This is a genomic window from Streptomyces sp. NPDC002309, assembly GCF_053593375.1.
On record NZ_JBSFCI010000001.1, the window covers coordinates 192,609 to 217,061 of the forward strand.

A 24,453-nucleotide genomic window follows, 5' to 3' on the forward strand; every position below is an offset into this window, starting at 1 on the left:
ATTGTCATCAGATGGCGCGCCGCCTCGCTTGTGGAGACGGGCCATCGGGGGCACTCGTTCCCCCGATCGGCACGGTTATGCGGCGGGACGACCGGAAACGCGCGGCCGCCCCAGGTCAGACGGTTCGAAAAGGTGACGGTCCCTCAGAAGGACACGGGGTGAATTCGTTCCGCTTCGTCGGCGGCGCGTCAGGAACGACCGGGGAAGAAGATCTTCACCTCGCGTTCGGCCGACTCCTCGGAGTCGGACGCGTGGATCAGGTTCTCCCGCACGATGACGCCGTAGTCGCCCCGGATCGAGCCGGGCGCCGCGGCGATCGGGTCGGTCGGGCCGGCCAGCGCGCGCACACCCTCGATGACCCGCTCGCCCTCGACGATCAGCGCCACGACCGGGCCGGACGACATGAACTGGACCAGCGGCTCGTAGAAGGGCTTGCCCTTGTGCTCGCCGTAGTGCTGCTCCAGGGTGTCCTGGTCCAGGGTGCGCAGTTCCAGCGCGGTGATCTGCCAGCCGGCCTTGCGCTCGATGCGGCTGATGATCTCGCCGGTCAGGCCACGACGGACGGCGTCGGGCTTGAGCAGGACGAGGGTGCGCTGGGTCACGACTGGGCTCCTTCTTGGATCACGCGATGTGCGGGGAGATGAGGGTACAGTGCCCGGCCGGGCCTTCGTCACGCAGTGTCAGCCTGGGCGGCGAAGCGGGCCTTGGCCTCGTCGATCTTCCTGCCGTAATGGACGGAAGCCCACCACAGCGCGGCGAACATCGCCCCCAGGAAGAACATCGTGGGGACGAAGATTCCGGAAGCGATGAGTCCGAGCTGGAGCACCCAGCCCATGGCGACGCCGCCCGGCCGGGTGACCAGGCCGCACAGCACCAGGCACAGGAACATCGCGATGCCGCTGACCGTCCAGACCGTCGACATGGCCAGGTCGGGGTCCTTCATCGCGACCAGACCGGCGAAGCCGACGACGAAGAACTCGCCGATCAGGGTGGAAGCGCAGAGCGTACGCATCGTGGGTCAGCCCCTTCCCAGGAGCAGTCGGGCCTCGCCGACGGTGATGACGGATCCGGTGACGAGGACACCGCCGCCCGCGAACTCGCCCTCCTCCTCGGCCAGGGTGATCGCGGCCTCCAGCGCGTCCGGCAGCCGTGGCTCCACCTGGACGCGGTCCTCGCCGAACACCTCGACGGCGATGCCCGCCAGTTCGTCGGCGTCCATCGCGCGATGGCTGGAGTTCCGGGTGACGACGACCTCCGCGAACACCGGCTCGAACGCCTCCAGCAGCCCGCGCACGTCCTTGTCGGCGCTGGTTCCGACGACCCCGATGAGCCGGCTGAACTGGAACGCCTCACCGACCGCCTCGGCCACGGCCCGGGCGCCCGCCGGATTGTGCGCGGCGTCGAGCACGACGGTGGGCGAGCGCCGTACGACCTCCAGCCGCCCCGGCGACGCGACGGCGGCGAAGGCCTTGCGCACCGTGTCGAGGGACAGCGACTCGGGCCGCTGCGCGCCGACGCCGAAGAACGCCTCGACCGCCGCCAGCGCGACGGCGGCGTTGTGCGCCTGGTGCGCGCCGTGCAGGGGCAGGAACACCTCGGTGTACTCGCCACCGAGCCCGCGCAGCGTCAGCAGCTGCCCGCCGACGGCGACCTGACGTGACACGACACCGAACTCCAGCCCTTCGCGGGCCACGGTCGCGTCCACGTCCACGGCCTTCTTCAGCAGCACCTGGGCGGCGTCCACCGGCTGCTGGGCCATGATCACGGTGGCGCCGGGCTTGATGATCCCGGCCTTCTCGCCGGCGATCTCGCCGGGCGTGCCGCCGAGCCGGTCGGTGTGATCGAGGTCGATCGGCGTGACGACGGCGACGTCGGAGTCGATGACGTTGGTGGCGTCCCAGCTCCCGCCCATGCCCACCTCGACCACCGCGACGTCGACGGGCGCGTCGGCGAAGGCGGCGTAGGCCATGCCGGTCAGCACCTCGAAGAACGACAGCCGGTAGTCCTGCCGGCCGTCGACCATCTCGACGTACGGCTTGATGTCCTGGTACGTCTCGATGAAGCGCTCGGCGGCGATCGGTGCGCCGTCGAGGCTGATCCGCTCGGTGATGGACTGCACGTGGGGCGAGGTGTACCGGCCCGTCCGCAGATCGAAGGCGCCCAGCAGGGCCTCGATCATGCGGGCGGTGGACGTCTTGCCGTTGGTGCCCGTGATGTGGATCGAGGGGTACGCCCGCTGCGGCTCGCCCAGCACGTCCATCAGCGCGGAGATCCGCGTGACGGACGGCTCCAGCTTGGTCTCGCCCCAGCGTGTCGCGAGGTCCGACTCGACCTCCCGCAGTGCCTTGTCGGTCTCGGGGTCCTCGGGGCGCGCCGGTACGTCGGACTCCGGCCGGCCGCCCTGCGTGCGCAGGGTGCGGCTGCCGGCCTCGATCACCGCGAGGTCGGGGTCGCGCTCGGTCTCGGCGGCGATGATCTCGTCGAACGACTCGCCGGGGTCGGACTGGTCGCCGCTGTCGTGCGGGGGGAGGTCACTCACGGGCCCAGTCTACGGAGGGGGGCGGGTGGTGCGTGCGGTGGCTTGTCCCCTACGGGGCGGTGTATCCGGGGGGCTGTGAGGACGGGGGTGCGTGTGGGCCGGGGTTGCGCGAGGACGGGGGGTGCGTGAGGGCCAGGGTTACGTGAGGTGCGGGTTCGCGTGTGGGTCTCTGGAGGTGCGGGTGCTGCGTGGCGCCGGTTTGCGTGCCGGCCTCTGGCTCGCGGGCGCTGCGTGGCGCCGGGCCGCGTGCCCACCTCAGGGGCGCGGGGAACTGCGCGGCCAGCCCCCACGACCCGCACCCGCACGACGACGCCACCGCCCTCACGCAACCCTGGCCCACCCAGCACCCGCGCCCCAGAGACCGGCACGCGTGACCGGTGCCTCACCGAGCCGGGCGTTCCGGGGGCGGAAAACGTGAAGGCCCCCGGGACCGTCATGGCGCCGGAAAACGTGAAGGCCCCCGGCGCCGTCAGGGCGCCGGGAGCCTTCGCTCGCGTAGCGGTGCTCAGCCCTGCGGCAGGCGTTCCAGCTGGGACTGGATGCGGGCGATGTCGTCCTCGGCCTTGGCGAGGCGCGCGCGGATCTTGTCCACGACCTGGTCCGGAGCCTTGGCCAGGAACGCCTCGTTGCCGAGCTTCGCCGTGGCCTGGGCCTTCTCCTTCTCGGCGGCGGCGAGGTCCTTGGCGAGCCGCTTGCGCTCCGCCGCGACGTCGATCACGCCGGAGAGGTCCAGCGCGACCTCGACACCCGCCACCGGCAGCGTCGCCGTCGCCGCGAAGTTCTCGCCCTCGGGCTGGAGCCTCAGCAGCTGGCGGACGGCCGGCTCGTGCGGAGCCAGCGCCGTGCCGCCCAGGTTCAGGCGCGCCGGCACCCGCTGGCCGGGCTGGAGCCCCTGGTCGGCGCGGAACCGGCGGACCTCGGTGATCACCGACTGGAGCGTCTCGATCTCCCGCTCCGCGTGCGCGTCACGGAAGCCGCTGTCGGCGGGCCACTCGGCGACGACGACCGACTCGCCGCCGGTCAGCGTGGTCCACAGGGTCTCGGTGACGAAGGGGACAACGGGGTGCAGCAGGCGCAGGGTGACGTCCAGGACCTCGCCGAGGACCCGCTTGCTGACCTCGGCCGCCGCGCCGCCCGCCTGGAAGGTGGTCTTGGACAGCTCGACGTACCAGTCGAAGACCTCGTCCCAGGCGAAGTGGAACAGGGCGTCGGAGAGCTTCGCGAACTGGTAGTCCTCGTAGTACGCGTCGACCTCGGAGACCACGGAGTTCAGGCGGGAGAGGATCCAGCGGTCGGTCGAGGACATCGCCGACGCGTCGGGCAGCGGACCGTCCACCGTCGCGCCGTTCATCAGCGCGAAGCGCGTGGCGTTCCAGATCTTGTTGGCGAAGTTGCGCGAGCCCTGGACCCAGTCCTCGCCGATCGGGACGTCGACACCGGGGTTGGCGCCGCGGGCCAGCGTGAACCGGAGGGCGTCGCTGCCGTACTTGTCCATCCAGTCCAGCGGATTGACCACGTTCCCGAAGGACTTGGACATCTTCTTGCCGTTCTGGTCACGGACCATGCCGTGCAGCGCGATGGTGTGGAACGGCGGGGTGCCGTCCATCGCGTACAGCCCGAACATCATCATCCGGGCGACCCAGAAGAAGAGGATGTCGTAGCCGGTGACCAGGACGGAGTTCGGGTAGAACTTCGCGAGCGACTCGGTCCGCTCGGGCCAGCCCAGCGTGGAGAACGGCCACAGGCCGGACGAGAACCAGGTGTCGAGGACGTCGGAGTCCTGGCGCCAGCCCTCACCGCTCGGCGGCTCCTCGTCGGGGCCGACGCAGACGATCTCGCCGTTCGGGCCGTACCAGACCGGGATGCGGTGGCCCCACCACAACTGCCGCGAGATGCACCAGTCGTGGAGGTTGTCGACCCAGTCGAAGTAGCGCTTCTCCATCTCCTGCGGGTGGATCTTGACCTTGCCGTCGCGGACCGCGTCACCGGCGGCCTTGGCGAGCGGGCCGACCTTGACCCACCACTGCATCGACAGGCGCGGCTCGATGGTGGTCTTGCAGCGCGAGCAGTGGCCGACGGAGTGGACGTAGGGCCGCTTCTCGGCGACGATCCGGCCCTCGGCGCGCAGCGCGGCGACGATCGCGGAGCGGGCCTCCAGCCGGTCCAGGCCCTGGAAGGGGCCGTGGGCGGTGATGACGGCGTGCTCGTCCATGACCGTGATGGCGGGCAGGTCGTGCCGCTGGCCGATCTCGAAGTCGTTCGGGTCGTGCGCCGGGGTCACCTTGACGGCGCCCGTGCCGAACTCGGGGTCGACGTGCTCGTCCGCGACGACCGGGATGGAACGGTCCGTCAGCGGCAGCTTGATGAGCTTGCCGACGAGGTGCCGGTAGCGCTCGTCCTCGGGGTGGACGGCGACGGCGGTGTCGCCGAGCATCGTCTCGGCGCGGGTGGTGGCGACGACGATGGTGTCGTCCCCGTCGCCGTACTTCATGGAGACGAGCTCGCCGTCGTCGTCCTGGTACTCGACCTCGATGTCCGAGATCGCCGTCAGACAGCGGGGGCACCAGTTGATGATGCGCTCGGCCCGGTAGATCAGCTCGTCGTCGTAGAGCCGCTTGAAGATGGTCTGGACGGCCTGGGACAGGCCCTCGTCCATGGTGAAGCGCTCGCGCGACCAGGCGACGGCGTCACCGAGGCGGCGCATCTGCCCGGAAATCTGCCCGCCGGACTCGGCCTTCCACTGCCAGACGCGCTCGACGAACGCCTCACGGCCCAGGTCGTGCCGGGACTTGCCCTCCTTGGCCAGCTCCCGCTCGACGACGTTCTGCGTGGCGATGCCCGCGTGGTCCATGCCGGGCTGCCACAGCGTCTCGTATCCCTGCATCCGCTTGCGGCGGGTCAGGGCGTCGATGAGCGTGTGCTCGAAGGCGTGCCCGAGGTGCAGGCTGCCCGTGACGTTCGGCGGGGGGATGACGACGGTGAACGGCGGCTTGTCGCTCTTCGCGTCCGCCTCGAAGTAACCCCGCTCCACCCAGCGCTCGTACAGCGGCCCCTCTACGTCGGCCGGCGCGTACTGGGTCGGCAGTTCGGTGTGGGGCGCTGGTGGCTGCTGCTGAGCGTTCTCGGTCACCCGCCCAGTTTAGGGGTGTCACCGGGTGGTCCCGAAACACGATTCTTGTGTAACGGTGAGGGCCCTGATGCGGTGAGTTCCCTGTGACTGCGCCAGGATGTCGTGAACACATAAGCATCTGGAGGGGAACCCAGGAATGAGCTACAACCAGCCGGGCCCGTACGGCGGGCAGCCCCAGCAGCCCGGTCCGTACGGCCAGCCGGGTCCGTACGGCCAGCAGCCGCAGGCCCCCCAGCCCGGCTACGGCTACCCCCAGCAGCCCGGCCAGCAGCCGCAGCCCGGATACGGCTACCCGCAGCAGGGCGTCCCGCCCCAGACCCCGCCGTACGGCCAGCCGCCCTACGGACAGGCCCCCTACGGCGCCCCGATGCCTCCGGCCGCGGGCGGCGGCAAGAAGAAGACCGGTCTCATCATCGGCGCGGTCGCGGTCGTGGCGGCCATCGCGGTGGGCGCGTACTTCGTGATCGGCGGGGGCGCGGCGGGTGTCCAGGACGACGGCGCGCACAAGCTGGCGACGCCGGAGACCGTGCTCTCCGAATACAAGCGCTTCTCCGACGAAGGCGCGAGCGCCGGCGACGACTCCGTGGCCGAGCTGGAGAAGAGCGGCGTCAAGAACGCCAAGACGGTGCTCGGCATCTACTCGACGGCGGACCTGACCGGTTACGACCCCTCCGACCCCAGCACCGCGCCCGACCCGAGCGAGCTCGCCACGGCCAAGGGTCTGACGTTCGCCGGCGCCTACGGGGACATCGCGGACCCGGAGTCGGCCCTCGACACCTTCTTCGCCAACTTCAAGAAGTCGGCCGAGGAGGACACCTCCAGCGACCCCAGCACCCCCAAGACCGAGCTGGTGGGCGAGCCCGAGACGGTCGACCTGGACGGCGCGTACATGAAGTGCCAGGCGGCCAAGGGCACCGACCCGGCCACCAAGAAGGAGAAGACGGACTGGTTCTGCGCCTGGGCCGACTACAGCACCATCGTCATGGTCTCCCCCGGTGACACCACCAAGGGCGTGACGAAGGACGTCGCGGTCGACGTCACCTCCAAGCTCCGCCCCGAGATCCGCGTCAAGGCCTGACGCGTCTCAACCGAGAAGGGGCCCCGGTCTGTTGACCGGGGCCCCTTCTCTTGTGCTGCTACGCGGGCTACGCGGACTTCTGCTCGCCCGACCCGCGGCCGCGGGCGTCGCGCGGGATCAGCGTCGGGTTGACGTGGGAGTGGACGACGTCCGCCGTGACGACGACGCGGGCGACGTCCTTGCGGGACGGGACCTCGTACATCACGGACATGAGGACTTCCTCCATGATGGCGCGCAGGCCGCGCGCGCCGGTCTGGCGGAGGATGGCCTGGTCGGCGATGGCTTCGAGGGCCTCGCGCTCGAAGTCCAGCTCCACGCCGTCGAGTTCGAAGAGGCGCTGGTACTGCTTCATCAGGGCGTTGCGCGGCTCGACCAGGATCTGGAGCAGGGCCTCGCGGTCGAGGTTGTGCACCGAGGTGATGACGGGCAGCCGGCCGATGAACTCGGGGATCATGCCGAACTTGACCAGGTCCTCGGGCATGACGTCCTGGAACTGGTCCTTGGCCTCCAGCTCGCGCTTCGAGCGGATCGTCGCGCCGAAGCCGATGCCCTTGGCGCCCGCCCGGGACTCGATGATCTTCTCCAGTCCGGCGAAGGCGCCGCCCACGATGAACAGCACGTTCGTCGTGTCGATCTGGATGAACTCCTGGTGCGGGTGCTTGCGTCCGCCCTGCGGCGGCACGGAGGCGGTGGTGCCCTCCAGGATCTTCAGCAGGGCCTGCTGAACGCCCTCGCCGCTCACGTCCCTTGTGATGGAGGGGTTTTCACTCTTCCGCGCGACCTTGTCGATCTCGTCGATGTAGATGATCCCGGTCTCGGCCTTCTTGACGTCGTAGTCGGCCGCCTGGATCAGCTTCAGCAGGATGTTCTCGACGTCCTCGCCGACGTAGCCCGCCTCCGTCAGCGCGGTCGCGTCGGCGATGGCGAACGGGACGTTCAGCATGCGCGCCAGGGTCTGCGCGAGGAGCGTCTTGCCCGAGCCCGTGGGGCCCAGCAGCAGGATGTTGGACTTCGCCAACTCGATGGCGTCGTCGCGGCCTTGGGCGCCGCCGTTCTCCCCGGCCTGGACGCGCTTGTAGTGGTTGTAGACGGCCACGGAGAGGGCCTTCTTCGCCGCCTCCTGGCCCACCACATACCCCTCGAGGAACTCGTAGATCTCGCGGGGCTTGGGCAGTTCCTCCCAGCGCACCTCGCTGGTCTCCGCGAGCTCTTCCTCGATGATCTCGTTGCAGAGATCGATGCACTCGTCGCAGATGTACACACCGGGGCCTGCGATGAGCTTCTTGACCTGCTTCTGGCTCTTGCCGCAGAACGAGCACTTGAGCAGATCGCCGCCGTCACCGATGCGTGCCACGGTGTGCTTCCCCTTCGCCTGGGAGACGACCGGACGGGTCCGGCGTCTCCTGGTGCTGCCTTATGTCCGACGGTACCTTGCCGAGCCCCCCGTTCGGGCCCCCCTTGGCACGGTTCACTTTGACGTGCACCTTGCCACGCACAGTGTCACACCGTGCCAAGGAGCGGCGTACATTACCCGATCCGCGTCAGCGGACCGTCGGGTTGTTCATCTTGCGGGTGGAGATGATCTGGTCGATCAGGCCGTACTCCAGCGCGTCCTCGGCGGTGAGGATCTTGTCGCGCTCGATGTCCTCACGGATCTTGTCGATCGACTGGGTGGAGTGCTTGGACAGCATCTCCTCCAGCTGCGCGCGCATCCGCAGGATCTCGTTCGCGGCGATCTCCAGGTCGGAGACCTGACCGCGGCCGGTCTCGCTGTACGGCTGGTGGATCAGGACACGCGCGTTCGGCAGCGCCATGCGCTTGCCGGGCGTGCCGGCGGCCAGCAGGACGGCCGCGGCGGACGCCGCCTGGCCCATGCAGACCGTCTGGACGTCCGGCTTGACGAACTGCATCGTGTCGTAGATCGCCGTCAGCGCGGTGAAGGAGCCGCCGGGGCTGTTGATGTAGACCGAGATGTCGCGGTCGGGGTCCATCGACTCCAGGCACAGCAACTGCGCCATGACGTCGTTGGCGGAGGCGTCGTCGATCTGGACGCCGAGGAAGATCACGCGCTCCTCGAAGAGCTTCGCGTACGGGTCGTACTCGCGAATGCCCTGGGAGGTGCGCTCCACGAAGCGCGGGATCACATAGCGGGACTCGGCCTGCGGGCCGGTGTACTCGGCGCGCGTGCGGTCGTAGAGGCCGCTGCCGGGGAAGTCGTTCACGGTGTCTCCTGAAAGGGGCTGGGGCGGTGGCTGGGGGCTCCTGGGCGGCTACGGGCCCCGGAGGGCCCTGGAGGCCGCTAGGAGGCCGCGCCGGTGCCGCCGCCGCCCGGCATGCCGGCAGCCGTGGGGATGACGTCGTCGATGAGGCCGTACTGCTTGGCCTCGAAGGCGTCGAACCAGCGGTCGCGGTCCGAGTCGCGGGTGATCTGCTCGACCGACTGGCCCGTGTGCTGGGAGGTCAGCTCGGCCATGCGCTTCTTGGTGTGCAGCAGCCGCTCGGCGTGGATCTTGATGTCCGAGGCCGAGCCGGCGAGACCGGCGGAGGGCTGGTGGATCAGGATCTCGGCGTTCGGCAGCGCGAAGCGCTTGCCGGGAGTGCCCGCGCTGAGCAGGAACTGGCCCATCGAGGCCGCGAGGCCCATGGCGATGGTGACCACGTCGTTCTTGATGAACTGCATGGTGTCGTAGATCGCCATGCCGGCCGTGATCGAGCCGCCGGGGCTGTTGATGTAGAGGTAGATGTCCTTGTCCGGGTCGGCGGCAAGGAGCAGCAGTTGTGCGGTGATCTTGTTGGCGATGTCGTCGTCGACCGGCTGGCCGAGGAAGATGATCCGCTCGCCGAGCAGCCGGTTGTAGACCTGGTCGCCGAGGCCGCCACCGATGGAGGGCTCGCCGGCCGAAGGCATCAGATTCGTCACGTATCCACCTGCTCGTCTTCCGACGGCGCTGGGGCCGTCTCACGTGTCGTATTCATGGACCCTAACGCGCGGGTCCCTTCGGGGAATCCCGGAGACGGGAGTGTTCGCCGGGGGCGTAGCGGCGTGGGCCGGGGGTGCTCGTACGGCAAAAGGGCCCCGGGCACGATGGTCCCGGGGCCCTTCCTACGGCTGTCTACGCCGCGTGGTCCTACTTGTCACCCTCGGTGACCTCGGCGGACTGCTCGGTCTCGGCCTCGGCGGCCTCGACCTCGTCGTCCTCCTCGTCCTCGAGGTCGACGATCTCGCCGTTGGTGTCCTTGACCGTGGCGGCCTCGACGACGACCGCGAGGGCCTTGCCGCGGGCGACCTCGCCGACCAGGAGCGGAACCTGGCCCTGCTCCACGACGGCCTGGGCGAACTGGTCGGGGGACATGCCGGAGGAGGCGGCACGGCGCATCAGGTGCTCGGTGAGCTCGTCCTGGCTGACGTTGAGCTTCTCCTGCTTGACCAGCTCGTCGAGGACGAACTGGGTCTTGATGCCCTTGACCGCGGCCTCGCTGGTCTCGGTGTCGAACTCCTCCTCGGTCTTGCCCTGGATCTCCAGGTACTTCGCGAGGTCGAGGCCCATCTGGCCGAGCTGGTGGTGCTCCAGGTTGTGCTTGCGGGTGTTGATCTCGTCCTCGAGGAGCTTCTCGGGGACGGGCACCTCGACGAGCTCCAGCAGCTTCTCCAGGACGCGCTCCTGGGCCTGCGTGGCCTGGTCGAACTGCTTCATGTTCTCCAGGCGCTTGCGGCTGTCGGCCTTCAGCTCGTCCAGCGTGTCGAACTCCGAGGCGAGCTGCGCGAACTCGTCGTCCAGCTCGGGCAGTTCACGCTTGGCGACCTGGGTGACCTTGACGGTGACCTCGGCCTCCTGACCGGCCGCGGAGCCGCCCTTGAGCTCGGAGGTGAAGGTGGCCTCGCCACCGGCCTCCACGCCCGTCACGGCGGCGTCGATGCCGTCCAGCAGCTCGCCGGAGCCGATGGTGTAGGTGACGCCGTTCGCGACGCCGTCCTCCAGGACCTCGCCGCCGACCTTGGCCTCCAGGTCGACGGTGACGACGTCGCCGTCCTCGGCGGCGCGCTCCACCGGGGTGGTGGAGGCGAAGCGCTCGCGCAGCTGCTCGACCGACTTGTCGATGTCCTCTTCGGTGACCTCGACGGCGTCGACCTCGACCTCGATACCGGAGTAGTCCGGGATCTCGATGGCCGGGCGGACGTCCACCTCGGCGGTGAAGGACAGCAGCTCGTTGTCCTTCAGCTCGGTGATGTCGACCTCGGGCTGGCCCAGCACGTTGAGCTCGGCCTCGTTGACCGCCTCCGTGTAGAACTTCGGAAGCGCGTCGTTGACGGCCTCCTCCAGCACGGCACCACGGCCGAACCGCTGGTCGATGACCCGGGCGGGAATCTTGCCCTTGCGGAAGCCCTTCACCGTGACCTGCTGGTTGATCTTCTTGTACGCCGCGTCGAGGCTGTCCTTGAGCTCCTCGAAGGGCACCTCGACAGTGAGCCGAACCCGGGTCGGGTTCAGGTTCTCCACGGCGCTCTTCACGGTTCGGTCTCCTTGTGGCTGGCTTCTCGGGTTTCTGCCGGCGCCCGACGGGCCCGGCGGAGTGGCCGCCCGGAGGACTATCGGTGATGAGACACACGGGCGTGCAGCTTGCATAGTAACGGCAGCGGCTACACGGCCCAAAAGGCGATCACGTGGGGTGATCGGGTGACTGGTCGGGGTGGCGGGATTTGAACCCACGGCCTTCCGCTCCCAAAGCGGACGCGCTACCAAGCTGCGCCACACCCCGTCTGGTGCGACACGTAGGGTACATGCCCGCAGGCAGAGGGGCTGCCGCATTTCCCGACGGCGCTGCGCCGCGGACGTGCGGACGGAACGGGGTGTGCGGTGAGGGTGGCCGACCCGCTACGATGCCTGCAGTGCTGCGGGCTACCGTCCTGCGGCGCGTCGTGCGCGGGCGTAGCTCAATGGTAGAGCCCCAGTCTTCCAAACTGGCTACGCGGGTTCGATTCCCGTCGCCCGCTCTGTCGGCTCAGGGCCTGGCAGGAGGTTCAGCCTCCTGCCAGGCCCTGAGGCGTTCCGGGACCGGCCGCAGGCGGCCGGCCGGAGCGGTCGAGCCGCCGCCACCCGGGGCGCACCCGGAAGCCGATCCGTCCGCCCGAAGCGATCCGGCCGCCCGTAGCCGATCGGGACTGCCGTCAGAAGTTGATCGAGTTGATCGTGTCGGCTATCGAATCGAGAAAGCGACTGATCGACGGAGCCATCCCCGTCGAGGCGAGGAAGAAGCCGAACAGTATCGCCACTATGGCGGGCCCCGCCTTGATCGAGCCCCCTCGCATCATCACCACCAGGATGATCGCCAACAGCAGCACCACTGACAGTGAAATGGCCACAACTGATCACACCCTCGGTCGGTCCGCTCTCCCGGCCGGGGCCACATGCCCGCGCAACCCCCGCCAGAACCATCGTGCCACCAACAGGCTTCCCCTATGCGGCGCGTGACGTAACCCCGGCCACACCAGCGCCGCACCCCGGCGCACTCCGCCACGCCCCGAGCGCCCATCGCGCGCGCCCCGCAAGGGAATTGACGCGCCGAGGTCGCGGAAATTCAACCTGATCGTTTCCACACCCACACATCGCCGCCCCACGGCATGCACGGGGTTATTTCAAATTGCCCGTTTTCTCGGATTTCCTGGGTTTCTCAGCGCCTGAACAAAGGTGACGTACGACTGAACCCGGAATGACGTGGGGAGTTTTACGGGAGCCCGCGGACGGGGCTAAGGTGCCTCAGATGTCTCAGGCACAGGTCAAACAGCGCGATGCCTTCTTCGACAACGCCAAGTATCTGGCGATCGTCCTGGTGGCGGTGGCTCACGCATGGGAGCCGCTGAAGGGGGACAGCCGGATCCTGGAGAGCGTGTACCGCGTTGTGTACGCGTTCCACATGCCGGCGTTCATCATCATCTCCGGGTACTTCTCGCGCAGTTTCGACATGCGCCCCGACCGGTTGAAAAGACTGGTCACCGGCGTCGCTGTGCCGTACATCATCTTCGAGACCGCCTATCCCCTCTTCAAGCGTGTCGTCGACGACGATCCGGGTCAAAACATCAGTCTGCTCGACCCCTGGTATCTGACCTGGTTCCTGGTCGCGCTGTTCGTCTGGCGGCTCACCACTCCCCTGTGGAATCTGGTGCGTTGGCCGTTGCCCCTCGCGCTCGGCATCGCCATGCTGGCCTCCCTCACCCCGTCGATCGGTGAGGACCTCGATCTCCAGCGGGTGCTCCAGTTCCTGCCGTACTTCGTGCTGGGCCTGTGCGTGAAGCCGGAGCATTTCCGGATGGTGCGCCGGCGGTCGGTGCGGATCCTGGCGCTGCCGGTCTTCGCGGTCGCGTCGGCGGTCGCCTGGTGGACGGTCCCTCGGATGGGCACCGGGTGGTTCTACCACCGCGACGCCGCACAGCAGATGGGCGCGCCGTGGTGGGTGGGACCGGTGATGGTGCTCGCCATGTTCGGCAGCTCGCTGGTGCTGACCGCCTGCTTCTTCGCCTGGGTGCCGGGCCGGCGGATGTGGTTCACGGCACTGGGCGCGGGCACGCTGTACGGCTATCTGCTGCACGGCTTCCTGGTGAAGGCCGGCGGCTACCGCGGCTGGTTCGAGCCCGAGTGGCTGCACCGGCCGTCCGGCCAGATCCTCGTGAGCGTGCTCGCGGCGGCCGCCGTCACGCTGCTGTGCACCGGGCCCGTGCGGCGCGTCTTCCGGTTCGCGGTGGAGCCGAGGATGGCATGGGCGTTCCGGCAGGACGCGGCCGAGAGCGCGCGGGAGCGGGAGAGGGCCGCGGGGAAGGCGGCGGAGCGGGCCGAGGCCAAGGCCACGGAGAAGGCGCCGGTGGCGTGAAGTACGGGGCGGGCCTCCCACCGCGCCTGCGGCGGTGGGAGGCCCGCCCCGTGTGCATGAACCGGTCGGACTCAGGACGCGCCCTTCAGATGCCGCATGAGGCGCTCGAAGTCCTGCCAGCCCGACAGGTCCGAAGGGTCGCCGGGCAGCGGGTAGTACAGCGCCGGGCGGGTGCGCGGGCCGAGTTCGCGCGGGCGCTCCGCGAGCGGGGTGCGCCGGGCCCGGTCACCGGGCATCGTACGGACCTCCTCGGCGCCCAGGACGAACGCGTACGGCACGCCCGGGCCCTCGAAGCGGGGCGGTACGGACAGGTCGCGGCGGGCCCGGCGGATCTGCACCAGCATCGACTGGAGGTCGTGCCGGGTGGCGAGGGCCTCCGCCGCGGCCGGCACCGTCTCGTCCGGCACGTCCTCGTGCGCGCCGTAGCCGAACGCCATGGTGACGTCCTCCTCGACGCCGGCCTCGGTCCGGGTGATCCGCACGGTCGCGAGACCCGGACGCTCGGGCGTGCCGACGACGACCAGCCAGGTCGGTTCGGGAGCGCGCTCGTGGGCCACGTCGGTCAGCTGCCGCAGTGACCAGGGCAGGTTGGCGGGTTCCTCGGTGCCCCAGCCGGCCGGGGGTTCCCCGGTGATCGTCCGCCACACGGCTTCGACGGCGCCGCCGAGCACCAGGCGGTCGTCGGCCGGGTGGACCGTACGGAAGGAGAGGGCGAGTTGGCGTTCGCCGGAGTCCTGGACGCCCTCCCCGAAGGTGCGCGCGATCGGTGTGCGCGGGTCCTCGGGGGTCGCCTCCGGGGACTCGACGGTGACGAAGAGGCCGTTGTCCCAGCGCAGGACGGCTCCGGACAGGCCGTCGTAGTAGCCGTCACGCTCGTCCTGCACCACCCAGCGCGAGGGCCAGCCGGGCAGGGCGTTGCGGACGGCCGGGGACATCCGGGTGCCCGCCGGGGTGACGATCTGCAGTCCGCGTCCGGCGTCGGCGGCGGCCCGGAAGGCGTCCGCGAGCCACGCGGTCATCGCCACGACGGGGCGGTCCTGGATGACGACGGCGACCTTGTCGGTGAGGACGTCGACGGCGGGCTGGGCGGCGGCCCGGGCCGGTACGACGCCGATACCGTCGGTCCGGACCACGCCCATCGACCGCGCGGCCTCGCGGGGCCAGGCGGTGCCGCCGACGAGGGTGGCGAGCCGGGCGGCGAAGGTCCCGGCGAGTTCCTCGGCCTCCTTGACGCCGGTGGTGGCGCGGGCCTCGGTCCACCAGTACGGCGCCTCCGGCTCGCGCGCCCCGAGCAGCCGTTCGGCCTCGCCGCGGACCTGCACGAGCAGGGGTGCCTCGACGGTGACGAGCGGACGGCCCTGTTCGTCGCAGAGGCGCACCACGGCTCCGTCGCCCTCGGCGCCCACCAGCTTGTCGGGGCCGCCGGAGAGCAGGCCCGCGAGCACGCTCAGCGGGTCGGGCATCTTCTTCGTCAGAGCGATGACGTCCTTGGTCATGGGTTCACCTGGTCCCCGCGTAGACGGTCTGGATGAGGCGGGTGGGCTCGCCGCGACGGAGCAGCGTGCCCCGGCCCGGCGGCTGCGCGCTCGCGTAGACGCCCGGGAAGAGCTGGCCCTCGCTGCGGTCGCCCGCCATCACCAGCGCCGAGGCGCCCGACTCGCGCAGGCTCTGCAGCATCGGCTCGTACAGACCGCGCGAGGCGCCCGCGACGCGCCGGGTCAGGATGAAGTGCAGGCCGATGTCGACGGCCGAGGGGATGTACGGCACGAAGGGCGCCAGCGGCTGCTGGCCGGCGGTGGTCAGCACGTCGTAGTCGTCGACGAGGATCACGATCCGGGGGCCGGAGAAGCTGCCGGGTTCCAGGTCGGCGCCGTCGCCGTCCTCGTCGGGGAGCCGCTTGTCGAGTTCGGAGGCGATGCCGGCGGCGAGGCCCGCGCTGAGCTTGGCGTTGTAGGCGTAGCCGCCCCGGTACTCCTCGGGGATCGCGCCGCGCAGTCCGCGGCGCGGGTCGAAGACGCCGAAGACCAGTTCGTCCTCGCTGTGGCGCTCCATCAGGCCCTGGGTGATCACCTTGAGCAGGTTGGTCTTGCCGCACTCGCTGTCGCCCATGATCAGCAGATGCTGGTCGTGGTGGAACAGATCCAGCAGTACCGGGGCGAGTTGGGTCTGGTCCAGGCCGATGGGGACGCGGCGCGGCTCGGCGGCCGGGGTGGGCAGGAGGTCGGGTTCCAGGACGTGCGGCAGTACGCGCACCGGCTGGGCGACGTCGCCGGACCAGGTGGCGCGGACCGTGCGGGCGGCTCGCTCCAGGACGGCACCGAGGTCGGCGGTGTCGGCGAGGGAGTCGGTGCGGGGCAGGGCGACCTGGGCGAACAGCTTGCCGTCGGTCAGGACGCGGCCCTTCTCCTCGGGAGAGAGGGTCTGGGCGAGCTTGCGCTCGATGCTGGACTCGCCGGGATCGTTCAGGCGCAGCTCGACGCGGGTGCCGAACTGGGACTGGGTGGCGATGCGCACGTCGTTCCAGCGGAGCATGCCGGCGACGACGTGGATGCCGTAGCCGCTGCCGCGCTTGAGGATGTCGGCGACCGCGTCGTCCAGTTCCTCGAAGTCGTCGCGCAGCGCGCCGAAGCCGTCGATGAGGAGCACGATCTCCGTGGAGGCCAGCTCGGTGACACGGCCCGCGGCGCGCAGGGTGCGCAGTTGTTCGAGCGAGTCGACGGAGTGGACGCGGAAGAGCTCCTCCCGCTGGTCGAGCATGGCCCGCACCGACTCGATGGTGCGCGCGGCGCGCTCCCGGTCCGCGCGGCCGGCGATGCCGCCGACGTGCGGCAGCCCGGACAGCGCCTGCAGACCGCCGCCGACCAGGTCGAGGCCGTAGACGCCGACCTCCTGCGGGGTGTGCGTCAGCGCCAGGGAGAGGGCGAGGGTGCGCAGCAGGGTGGTCTTGCCTGAGGCGGGGCCGCCGATGACGGCCGCGTGGCCGCCGGCCAGCGTGAGGTCCAGGTACCACTGGCCCTGCCACTGCTTGGTGGGGTCGTCGAGGACGCCGAGCGGCACCCGCAGCGGGCCGCTCCGCTTGGCCAACTGCATGCCGCGCGGGCCGACCTCGACGGGGCCGGCGACCTTGTCGAGGGCGACGGCGGCGGGCAGCGGGGGCAGCCAGATCTGCCGCACGGGTCGCGCGCCGGCGCCTTGGAGCTGGTCGATCATCACGCCCATCTCGGTGGGCCCGGTCTCCCGGCGGCGCATCTGCGGCTTCTCCACGGGGGCGGCGGCGGACTCCTCGCCGAGCGAGTTGTACGCGTCGTAGGCCAGGGCGAGCGGTCCGGTGTCCTCGGTGTCGCGCTGCACGGGGCCGGTGTAGCCGCCGGAGACGTAGCTCGCCTTGAACCGCTCGTAGTGGCTGGTGTCGACCTTGAGGTAGCCGAAGCCGGGCAGCGGGGGCAGGTGGAAGGCGTCCGTGGTGTCGAGCACGGTGCGGGACTCGTCGGCGGAGAAGGTGCGCAGACCCAGCCGGTAGGACAGGTAGGTGTCCAGGCCCTTGAGCTTGCCGCCCTCGATGCGCTGGCTGGACAGCAGCAGGTGCACGCCGATGGACCGGCCGATCCGGCCGATGGACAGGAACAGGTCGATGAAGTCGGGCTTGGCGGTGAGGAGTTCGCCGAACTCGTCGATCACCACGAACAGGTGCGGCAGCGGCTCCAGGTCGGGGCGCTTCTCGGCGCGCAGGGCGGCGTAGTGGCCGATGTCGGCGACGTTGCCCGCGTTCTTGAGCACCTGCTGGCGGCGCTTGACCTCGCCGGCCAGGGAGGAGTGGACGCGCTCGACGAGGCCCGCCTGGTTCTCCAGGTTGGTGATGACGCCGGCCACGTGCGGCAGGTCGGCGAAGGGCGCGAACGTGGCGCCGCCCTTGTAGTCGACGAGGACGAGGGCGAGGTCCTCCGGCGGGTGGGTGGCGACCAGCGCGAGCACGAGGGTGCGCAGCAGCTCGGACTTCCCGGAGCCGGTCGCGCCGACGCACAGGCCGTGCGGGCCCATGCCGAGCTCGGATGACTCCTTGAGGTCGAGCAGGACGGGCTCGCGGGAGTCGCTGATGCCGATCGGCACGCGCAGGAACGCCCGTTCGCCACGCGGCGCCCACAGCCGGTCCAGGTCCAGGCGGGCCACGTCGTCGATGCCGAGCAGTTCGGCGAAGTCGACGGGGCCGGTGAGCGGGGCGTCGGCGCCCATGGAGTCGGCGGACAGCCGCAGCGGGGCCAGCATCCGGGCCAGGCCCTCGGCGAAGGCGGTGCCGACCTCGTCGACGGTGCCGTGGGCGCTGATCGGCTCGCTCTCGCGCAGGTCCTCGATGACGACGTGCTCGCCGTCGACGGTGATGCGGACGCCGACGCTGCCGGGTTCCCGCACCCGCTCGTCGAGCAGGTGGAGCACGCTGACGCCCATCTCGCGCAGGCCGACCGCGTCGTCGGGGCGCGGCAGGTCCACGGCGTCGTCGCCGTGCGCGTCGGCGACGACGATCAGCCGCGAGGACATGGCGAGCGCGTCCCGGCCCGACAGTCCGCGGCGCACCTCGGCCGCGTAGGAGGCGCGGCGGCGCAGCTCGGGGCCGATCTGCCGGGCCAGCTGGGGCACGGAGGGGGCGATCCGGCGGGCGGCGACGGGCCCGTCGAACTGCTCTCCGTCGAGCATGTGGGGCAGCCACTTGGCCCACTCCCAGTCGCCGATCCGGTCGCCGGGCGCGGCCAGCGCCATCGCCACGTCGTCGGGGGCGTGGGTGGCGGCGGCCTGCACGAGCAGCGCGCGGGCGACCCTGAGGGTGTCCTCGCGACGGCCGATGACGCTGATGTTGCCGACCCGGTCGAGCGGGACGGTGAGCGGGAGTTCGGTGCCGGTGCCGAAGCGCGAGACCAGTGCGGACGCCTCGTTCAGCATGAACTGGTCGGGCGGGGTGAGCACGGAGGAGCCCTGGTCGCCGATCCGCAGGTCGCGTACCGGCATCTCGCCGGTGCCGACGCGCACGCGCAGGAAGTCGCCGTCCATGCGGCGCCGTTCCCACAGCCGGGCCGGGTCGCGCACGATGTCGTAGAGGGCGTCCGGCGGCGGGTTGAGCACCTGGGCGCGTTCCCGGCGCTCGCGCTCCTCGTCGGACAGTTCCTCCCGCAGGTCCTCCAGGTAGGCGAGATACGCCTCGCGCTGGGTGCGGCGGGTGCGCTGGGCCTTGCCGCGCTGGGAGAACACCAGGATCAGCGAGCCGATGATGGTGACGACGAGGATGATCGCGCCCAGCGCCGCGAACTGGCTGTTGCGCACGACCGTCATCATCACGACGGACGACATCACACCGGCGACGGGCAGCAGCGAGGTCGCGATCGAACCCGTCTTGCCGTCGGGCAGGTTGGGCGGGGCCTCTATGGTGCGCGACGCGGGGGCGGCAGGGGGACGGGTGGTCCGGGCCGGGCGGTGGATCAGTCGGGTGCTCATCGTCCTTGCCTCTGGGGGTTCCCTTTCGGGGAGCTCAACGGCGCTTCTGGGACAGTTGGAAGACCTCGGCGGCGAGGCCGGCGGCGGCCTGCCGGGTGGCCCGCGCGAGCAGGTCGGTGCGGATGGCGCCGCCCGCCGCGAGATGCCGGTCGTAGGGCAGGACGCGTACGCTCGCGCCGGTCGCCTTCAGTGGTTCGGCGGCCTTGTCCAGGTCGACACCGGCGTGCGGCACCGTCTCGGTGAGCACGACGACCGTCGAGGTGGTGATGTCGCGGGGAAGTCCGCGCATCCACTGGAGCACCGCGTGGGTGCTGGCGACGCCCTCCAGGGTGGCGGGCACGGTCAGCACGCGGGCCTGGGCGGCCGACAGCGCCGTGCGGGCCACCTCGGCGGGCAGCGTCTCGCAGTCGACGACGGTCACCCCGAAGTAGCGGCGCAGCGACACCATGACGCGCTCGTAGGCGCGGGTGTCGAGCATGGCGCCGACCTGGCCCTGACTGCCCGGCAGCAGCCAGGCGTTGTCGGGCAGTTGGACGAGGTAGCCGGTGACGTCGAGCAGCGACATCTGCGGTTCGACGACGTCGGCGAGGTCGCCGGTGGTCCAGCGCAGGTTCTCCGCGCCGAGCCGCAGCGGCAGCGAGCCGAGCGCCGGGTCGGCCTCGACGACGAGCACGGGGTCCTGCCGGTAGTGCGCGTACGTGGTGCCGAGCAGGGCGGCCACGGTCGTCTTGCCGGAGCCGCCGCGGATGGACGTGACCGCGATCTGCCGGCCGGTGGTGACGGTCTGCTGGAGCACCTCGGCGGTGGCCGTCGTCTCGGCGACCTCGCGCGCGGCGGACGAGGAGACGGTACGGCGGACGGCGCGCAGGGCGCGGGTGCCGAACGGCTCGCCGCGGCGCGGCTTGAGGCCGGTTTCGGCGATCCGCCTGTCGACGACGGGACGGGTGTCGGGGGTGGCGCGGGAGGCCGGGGCACGGCGGGCCGGGGCGGGCGCGGGCTGCTGCTGGGCCTCGGGGTGCCCCTGGCCGGCGTGCTGCGGGTGGCCGTGGGCGGGCTGCTGCGGGGCGTGGCCGTACGGTGCCTGCTGCTGCGGGACCTCGGGGGCGGGCTGCTGCTGGGGGTGGCCGTAGGCGGGGTCGGGCTGCCGGCCTTGGGGGTTGTGTGCCTGGGGAGGCTGTGCCTGGGGGTGGCCGTACGCCGGGCCGGTGCCGGGGTGGGGGCCCGGCACGCCTGACGACGGCTGCTGCAGCTGCGGCTGTTCCTGTGGTGGGTGCGCCTGGTCCGGCCGCGCGCCGGGCTGTTCCCCGGACCGGGCGCCCGGCTGCGCGGCACGCTGTCCGGCCGCGCCGGCCCTCAGGTCGCGCAGGACATCGCCCTGCCAGTTGTCCCCGCTCGGCATGTCGCCCTTTCCCTCCCGCGGCGCTCCCGCTTCGTCGTCCCGCCCGGAGCGACGCGCGTCGGCGTCTGGTGTTCGAAGCCTCAGAACTTGTTGAGCAGTTGCCCGTAGATGCCGAACACCCCGATGGCGAGCGGGAAGAGCCCGATCACTCCGAGGGACTCGACCAGATCGGCCAGACGCCGCAGCCGTACCCGGACGTGCTCCGGCGGCTCGATCGCGAGGACCAGCAGCGGCAGCAGCGCCGCGGCGGCCAGTACGACGAGCGCACCGGCACCGCCCGCGTGGTCCAGCCACAGCACCGCGAGCCGTACGACGAGGAGTCCCGCCGCCACGAACAGTGCCACGACCTCGGCGACCAGCGGGAAGGCCCGCGCCCGGGACAGCAGGACGACCGCGGTGAGCGAGGCCAGCACCACCGACCAGGCGGCCGGGTCCTCACCCGTGGTCAGCAGCCAACCGCCGGCGGCGGCCGAGGCGGCGGTGACCACGGTGGCCAGCGCGAGACCGCGGTGGGTGGCGGCGAGCGCGTTGCCGACCTCGTGCCGGCTGACCGAAGTGCCGGTGGAGCGGCGGTCGTCGAGCCCGGTGAGGCCGGAGGCCATCAGCGCGAGCCGGGGCAGCAGGCCGAGCAGCACCACGGAGAACACCGCCATCACGGCGCCGATCCGCTCGGGCCGGTCCTGCACGGCGGCGACGGCCTCCCACACGAGGGTGATCACGGCGGCCGTGCCGGCACCGATGAGGCCGCCGCGGCCCAGTGGTGAGAAGAAGGCGAGCAGGACGAGGGTGAGCACCAGAGCGGTGACGACCCCGGCAAGCCGGGCGGTGCCGGGCCAGTCGTAGGCGTCGGCCGTGGTCCACGCGGCGAGCACGCCGAGCCCGCCGGAGGCGAGGAGCAGGGCGCTGGCGAGTGCCACGTTGCCCCCGCCGGTCCTCGCCGCCACCGCGCCGGCGATCAGGAAGACGGCGGTCACGGCCAGGAGCGTGGTCGCGACGGACTCCGGCCCGAACTCCCGGCGGGCCAGCACCGCCGCCGCCACGGCGAAGGCGAAGGTGGCCACGCCCGCGCTCGCCCGGCGCGCGGTCGGACGCCAGCGCCAGGCGCGCAGGTCGAGGTCGTCGGCGACCTGGTCGGTGACGTCGTGCACGACCGGGGCGGGCGGTGCGGCGTGGGCGCGCACCAGGCGCAGTACGGCGCCGTCCGGGACCTCGGCCGAGGACAGTGTGGCCTCGTGTGGGAGCACCGAGCCGTCGGTGCCGATGAGTTGCCGTGTGTGAGGACGGGTGGCGGCCCGGTCGTCGAGCAACTGCAGTATGTCGGGGAGCAGTTGGCCGATCGGTGTGTCCGACGGCAGAACGATGTCGGCCCGTCGTCGCTCACCGACCAGGGTGACCCGGCTCAGTCGGGTCCGTGACGTCGTTGATGTACTCACCACTCACCGGAACCTATCATCGCGTCGTTTCGGCCATCGGCGCCGGAAAACGTCCCCACGTCGGTCACGCACTCCGGGTTCACTGCTTCTCCTCACCGCCGTCGGCGGACCTGCCGGGCGACGGGTCGTACATCTGCTCCTGCTGCTGGCGCTGCTTCTCCTGTTCGGCCCGCTGCTTGGCGAGGGTGGACTGGACGAAGGACCAGCCGATGCAGCCGGCGCACAGAACGGCGGCGATGGCGATGCCCGCGAAGATCTTGCCGAGCCGCTCGTCGGCCGTGCGCCGGGCGCGCTGCGCGCCGAACAGCAGGGCGTCGCGCATCCGGCGCCGGCGTACCGCCACCGACTCCAGCAGCTGGCTGTCGTAGTCCCGTGCCATTCAGTCGTCGTCCCGTGCCGTAGAGGTCTTCGTGTTCTTCGTGTTCGTGTTCTTCGTGCGCGTGGCGCATGGGGACGTGCGGTCGTCAGTCGCCGGGGGCGAGCCCGAGGAGGGCGCGCATGGTGGCGTACTTGTGCGTCAGCCGCCGCGCCGTGTGCTCGTCGAGCACGGCGAGGCGGTCCGGGTCGGCGTTGTGCGCGAGGTCCGCGGCCTTCACGAGCCGCGCCCCGGGCGTGGCGAGAATCCGGCGCGCGTACGCCTGCGGATCCTCCTCCGGCCGCTTGGTGACGGCCCGTACGACGTCCTTGGTGCGCTGCGGCAGCGCGGCGCGCGTCAGCCACTCCTCGCTCAACGCGCCGTCCTCGACCGCGTCGTGCAGCCAGGCGGCGGCGACGAGGTCGTCCTCCCCGCCGCGGGCGCGCACCCCCTCGGCGACTGCCGACAGATGCTCGGCGTACGGCCGTCCGGCCTTGTCCGTCTGCCCGGCGTGCGCGGTGCGGGCGACGGCCTCGACCTCGGTCAGACTCATCTCCTGCGGCATGCGGCTCCCCCCTGACTTCGCTTCCGCAACATAAGACATGGACGCGCCATGCGTACAGCCGGATGCGGCGGCCCCTCGCGGCTTTTCAATCCCCTCCCGACAGCCCCGTCACGATGTGTCCCCGGGTCCGGTGCACGGCCGGCCCACAGGTCATGCACAGGGGTCCGTCCGTCCTCTTGCACCCATGAGGACGACGAGCCCGCGATGGGCACGGAAGGCGACCCCCACAGCGGGCGAACCTCCGCAGAACCTGCACATGAGGAGGGCCCCCTCCTCACAACTGCTCCGCCTCCGGCGCCTGGTGATACGCCGACAACCCCTGGAACCGCGCATGCACACCCGACCCTGCTCACGCGATCGAGAGGTGACGGCAGTCGCAGAGGGGACACAGATCCATGACCATCCCCCGCGGGACGGTCAGTGGGCGGCGGCGGACTGGGCAGTCGGGCCCTGGCGGCAGATCAGCAGCAGGGCGCGGTCGTCGTTGACGTCCTTCGCGACCGCCTCGATGAGGTGCCAGGCGGCGCCCTGGAAGCCGGCGGGGACGTAGCGGTCCGCCTCGCCCGTGAGGCGGTCGATGCCCTCGACGATGTCGCGGTCGGAGGTCTCCACCAGGCCGTCGGTGAACAGCATCAGTACGTCGCCCGTCCTGAGCGACCCCTTCACGGGGTCGAAGTGGGCGCCGTCGTACACCCCCAGCAGCGGGCCCTCGGCGGCCTTCTCCTCCCAGCGGCCGCTGCCCGCGCTGAGCTGCAGCCCGGGCGGATGGCCGGCGGAGTACAACTCGTAGTCGCCGGTGTCGAGGTCCAGCACGAGGTGGATGGAGGTGGCGAAGCCCTCCTGCCAGTCCTGGCGCAGCAGATAGCCGTTCGCGGCGGGCAGGAAGGCGTGCGGGGGCAGACTGCCGAGGAGGCCGCCGAAGGCGCCCGACAGCAGCAGGGCGCGCGAGCCGGCGTCCATGCCCTTGCCGGACACGTCGGTGAGGACGACCTCCAGGGTGCGGCCGCCGTTCGTACGGGCCGCGACCACGAAGTCGCCGGAGAAGGACTGGCCGCCCGCCGGCCGCAGCGCCATCTCGTGGTGCCAGCCCTGCGGCAGCGCCGGCAGCTCGCTCTGGACCCGGATGCGTTCCCGCAGGTCGAACAGCATCGTGCCGCCGCGCCGCCACGGCACGCCGACGCGGCTGCGGAACTGGGCGATCAGCAGACCGAAGAAGCCGCACGCGGCGACGACGAGGACGACCCCCGGCGTCACCCGGGACGGGCCCTCCGTGTAGGGGCCGAGCTGTATCGACTCCACGATCAGGGCGGTGGCGGCCGCCGCATAAAGGCCGAGCAGGCTGGCCGGGCGCAGCAGCAGACCACCGGCGACGATCGGCAGGACCAGGACGGCCGGGGTGCACCACACCGAGTTGGCGAGCGTACCGGCGGTGATGAGGGGAATGGTGAGCAGCAGACCGGCCAGCGCGATCCAGTCGGAGCCGTCGCCGCGGAAGTAGTCGACGGCGCTTCTGCGCAGGCCGACGCGGACCCGGTGCCAGCGCATCTTCAACCGGGCCGTGAGCGTCTCGGCCGCGGTGCGCGGCTCTCGTCCTGCTGTCATCAGTTCG

At 71.0% G+C, this 24,453-nt stretch carries 18 protein-coding genes and 2 tRNA genes; 3 read left to right on the top strand and 17 right to left on the bottom strand.

Annotation, left to right across the window (positions count from 1 at the left end; genetic code table 11):
* Window positions 1-188: 188 nt before the first annotated feature.
* The 4 genes from ndk to ACWCPM_RS00875 form a co-directional block, all read right to left on the bottom strand.
* Window positions 189-602 carry a nucleoside-diphosphate kinase gene (ndk, locus tag ACWCPM_RS00860; protein ID WP_450973965.1) on the bottom strand — a complete coding sequence of 138 codons (414 nt, stop codon included), beginning with the start codon at window positions 600-602 and terminating at the stop codon, window positions 189-191.
* Window positions 603-670: 68 nt separating this feature from the next.
* The gene (locus tag ACWCPM_RS00865; RefSeq protein ID WP_450973966.1) at window positions 671-1,012 is read right to left on the bottom strand and encodes a DUF4233 domain-containing protein; all 342 of its coding nucleotides are present in this window, start codon (window positions 1,010-1,012) and stop codon (window positions 671-673) included.
* Window positions 1,013-1,018: 6 nt separating this feature from the next.
* Window positions 1,019-2,539 (bottom strand): bifunctional tetrahydrofolate synthase/dihydrofolate synthase, encoded by a 1,521-nt coding sequence (gene folC / locus ACWCPM_RS00870; RefSeq protein WP_450973967.1) that lies wholly within the window; start codon window positions 2,537-2,539, stop codon window positions 1,019-1,021.
* Window positions 2,540-3,044: 505 nt separating this feature from the next.
* Window positions 3,045-5,669, bottom strand: a complete 2,625-nt coding sequence (locus tag ACWCPM_RS00875; protein WP_450973968.1) for a valine--tRNA ligase — start codon at window positions 5,667-5,669, stop codon at window positions 3,045-3,047.
* Window positions 5,670-5,805: 136 nt separating this feature from the next.
* On the opposite strand from ACWCPM_RS00875, the gene ACWCPM_RS00880 reads away from it, so the two are divergent.
* On the top strand, window positions 5,806-6,747 hold the full coding sequence (locus ACWCPM_RS00880; RefSeq protein ID WP_450973969.1) for a hypothetical protein: 942 nt from the start codon (window positions 5,806-5,808) through the stop codon (window positions 6,745-6,747).
* 67 nt (window positions 6,748-6,814) lie between these two features.
* On the opposite strand, the gene clpX is transcribed toward ACWCPM_RS00880, so the two are convergent.
* The 5 genes from clpX to ACWCPM_RS00905 form a co-directional block, all read right to left on the bottom strand.
* Window positions 6,815-8,101 (bottom strand): ATP-dependent Clp protease ATP-binding subunit ClpX, encoded by a 1,287-nt coding sequence (clpX, locus tag ACWCPM_RS00885; protein WP_450973970.1) that lies wholly within the window; start codon window positions 8,099-8,101, stop codon window positions 6,815-6,817.
* Between the two features lie 187 nt (window positions 8,102-8,288).
* Window positions 8,289-8,969, bottom strand: a complete 681-nt coding sequence (locus tag ACWCPM_RS00890) for an ATP-dependent Clp protease proteolytic subunit (protein ID WP_450973971.1) — start codon at window positions 8,967-8,969, stop codon at window positions 8,289-8,291.
* A gap of 77 nt (window positions 8,970-9,046) precedes the next feature.
* A complete protein-coding gene (locus tag ACWCPM_RS00895) occupies window positions 9,047-9,655 on the bottom strand; it encodes an ATP-dependent Clp protease proteolytic subunit (RefSeq protein ID WP_450974088.1) in 609 nt (202 codons plus the stop codon).
* 220 nt (window positions 9,656-9,875) lie between these two features.
* The gene (gene tig, locus ACWCPM_RS00900) at window positions 9,876-11,258 is read right to left on the bottom strand and encodes a trigger factor (protein WP_450973972.1); all 1,383 of its coding nucleotides are present in this window, start codon (window positions 11,256-11,258) and stop codon (window positions 9,876-9,878) included.
* Between the two features lie 170 nt (window positions 11,259-11,428).
* Window positions 11,429-11,505, bottom strand: a tRNA-Pro gene (locus tag ACWCPM_RS00905).
* Window positions 11,506-11,669: 164 nt separating this feature from the next.
* On the opposite strand from ACWCPM_RS00905, the gene ACWCPM_RS00910 reads away from it, so the two are divergent.
* A tRNA-Gly gene (locus ACWCPM_RS00910) sits at window positions 11,670-11,740 on the top strand.
* Between the two features lie 174 nt (window positions 11,741-11,914).
* On the opposite strand, the gene ACWCPM_RS00915 is transcribed toward ACWCPM_RS00910, so the two are convergent.
* Complete coding sequence (locus ACWCPM_RS00915) at window positions 11,915-12,109, bottom strand: hypothetical protein (RefSeq protein WP_450973973.1); 195 nt, start codon at window positions 12,107-12,109, stop codon at window positions 11,915-11,917.
* Between the two features lie 398 nt (window positions 12,110-12,507).
* Between ACWCPM_RS00915 and ACWCPM_RS00920 the strand changes: the two genes are divergently transcribed.
* The gene (locus ACWCPM_RS00920; protein ID WP_450973974.1) at window positions 12,508-13,611 is read left to right on the top strand and encodes an acyltransferase family protein; all 1,104 of its coding nucleotides are present in this window, start codon (window positions 12,508-12,510) and stop codon (window positions 13,609-13,611) included.
* Between the two features lie 71 nt (window positions 13,612-13,682).
* Here the strand turns inward: ACWCPM_RS00920 and ACWCPM_RS00925 are convergent, their stop codons facing one another.
* From ACWCPM_RS00925 to ACWCPM_RS00955, 7 genes are all read right to left on the bottom strand, one after another.
* Window positions 13,683-15,107 carry a DUF6177 family protein gene (locus ACWCPM_RS00925; RefSeq protein WP_450973975.1) on the bottom strand — a complete coding sequence of 475 codons (1,425 nt, stop codon included), beginning with the start codon at window positions 15,105-15,107 and terminating at the stop codon, window positions 13,683-13,685.
* Between the two features lie 4 nt (window positions 15,108-15,111).
* The gene (gene eccCa, locus ACWCPM_RS00930) at window positions 15,112-19,092 is read right to left on the bottom strand and encodes a type VII secretion protein EccCa (protein WP_450973976.1); all 3,981 of its coding nucleotides are present in this window, start codon (window positions 19,090-19,092) and stop codon (window positions 15,112-15,114) included.
* 34 nt (window positions 19,093-19,126) lie between these two features.
* On the bottom strand, window positions 19,127-20,491 hold the full coding sequence (locus ACWCPM_RS00935; RefSeq protein ID WP_450973977.1) for a nucleotide-binding protein: 1,365 nt from the start codon (window positions 20,489-20,491) through the stop codon (window positions 19,127-19,129).
* A gap of 80 nt (window positions 20,492-20,571) precedes the next feature.
* On the bottom strand, window positions 20,572-21,927 hold the full coding sequence (gene eccD, locus ACWCPM_RS00940; protein ID WP_450973978.1) for a type VII secretion integral membrane protein EccD: 1,356 nt from the start codon (window positions 21,925-21,927) through the stop codon (window positions 20,572-20,574).
* Window positions 21,928-22,003: 76 nt separating this feature from the next.
* Window positions 22,004-22,303, bottom strand: coding sequence for a hypothetical protein (locus ACWCPM_RS00945; RefSeq protein WP_450973979.1), 300 nt, complete (start codon window positions 22,301-22,303; stop codon window positions 22,004-22,006).
* A gap of 85 nt (window positions 22,304-22,388) precedes the next feature.
* Window positions 22,389-22,844, bottom strand: a complete 456-nt coding sequence (locus tag ACWCPM_RS00950; RefSeq protein WP_450973980.1) for an HD domain-containing protein — start codon at window positions 22,842-22,844, stop codon at window positions 22,389-22,391.
* 417 nt (window positions 22,845-23,261) lie between these two features.
* Window positions 23,262-24,446: a PP2C family protein-serine/threonine phosphatase gene (locus ACWCPM_RS00955; RefSeq protein WP_450973981.1), complete on the bottom strand. Its 1,185-nt coding sequence runs from the start codon at window positions 24,444-24,446 to the stop codon at window positions 23,262-23,264.
* Window positions 24,447-24,453 lie beyond the last annotated feature (7 nt).

What these genes read in the sequence shown, in the direction of transcription:
- ACWCPM_RS00895 (WP_450974088.1), bottom strand. Translation starts at nt 9,655, where the DNA reads ATGCCTTCGGCCGGCGAGCCCTCCATCGGTGGCGGCCTCGGCGACCAG.
- ACWCPM_RS00950 (WP_450973980.1), bottom strand. Translation starts at nt 22,844, where the DNA reads ATGCCGCAGGAGATGAGTCTGACCGAGGTCGAGGCCGTCGCCCGCACC.
- ACWCPM_RS00920 (WP_450973974.1), top strand. Translation starts at nt 12,508, where the DNA reads ATGTCTCAGGCACAGGTCAAACAGCGCGATGCCTTCTTCGACAACGCC.
- eccCa (WP_450973976.1), bottom strand. Translation starts at nt 19,092, where the DNA reads ATGAGCACCCGACTGATCCACCGCCCGGCCCGGACCACCCGTCCCCCT.
- ACWCPM_RS00955 (WP_450973981.1), bottom strand. Translation starts at nt 24,446, where the DNA reads ATGACAGCAGGACGAGAGCCGCGCACCGCGGCCGAGACGCTCACGGCC.
- ACWCPM_RS00880 (WP_450973969.1), top strand. Translation starts at nt 5,806, where the DNA reads ATGAGCTACAACCAGCCGGGCCCGTACGGCGGGCAGCCCCAGCAGCCC.
- ACWCPM_RS00935 (WP_450973977.1), bottom strand. Translation starts at nt 20,491, where the DNA reads ATGCCGAGCGGGGACAACTGGCAGGGCGATGTCCTGCGCGACCTGAGG.
- ACWCPM_RS00925 (WP_450973975.1), bottom strand. Translation starts at nt 15,107, where the DNA reads ATGACCAAGGACGTCATCGCTCTGACGAAGAAGATGCCCGACCCGCTG.
- ACWCPM_RS00945 (WP_450973979.1), bottom strand. Translation starts at nt 22,303, where the DNA reads ATGGCACGGGACTACGACAGCCAGCTGCTGGAGTCGGTGGCGGTACGC.
- ACWCPM_RS00865 (WP_450973966.1), bottom strand. Translation starts at nt 1,012, where the DNA reads ATGCGTACGCTCTGCGCTTCCACCCTGATCGGCGAGTTCTTCGTCGTC.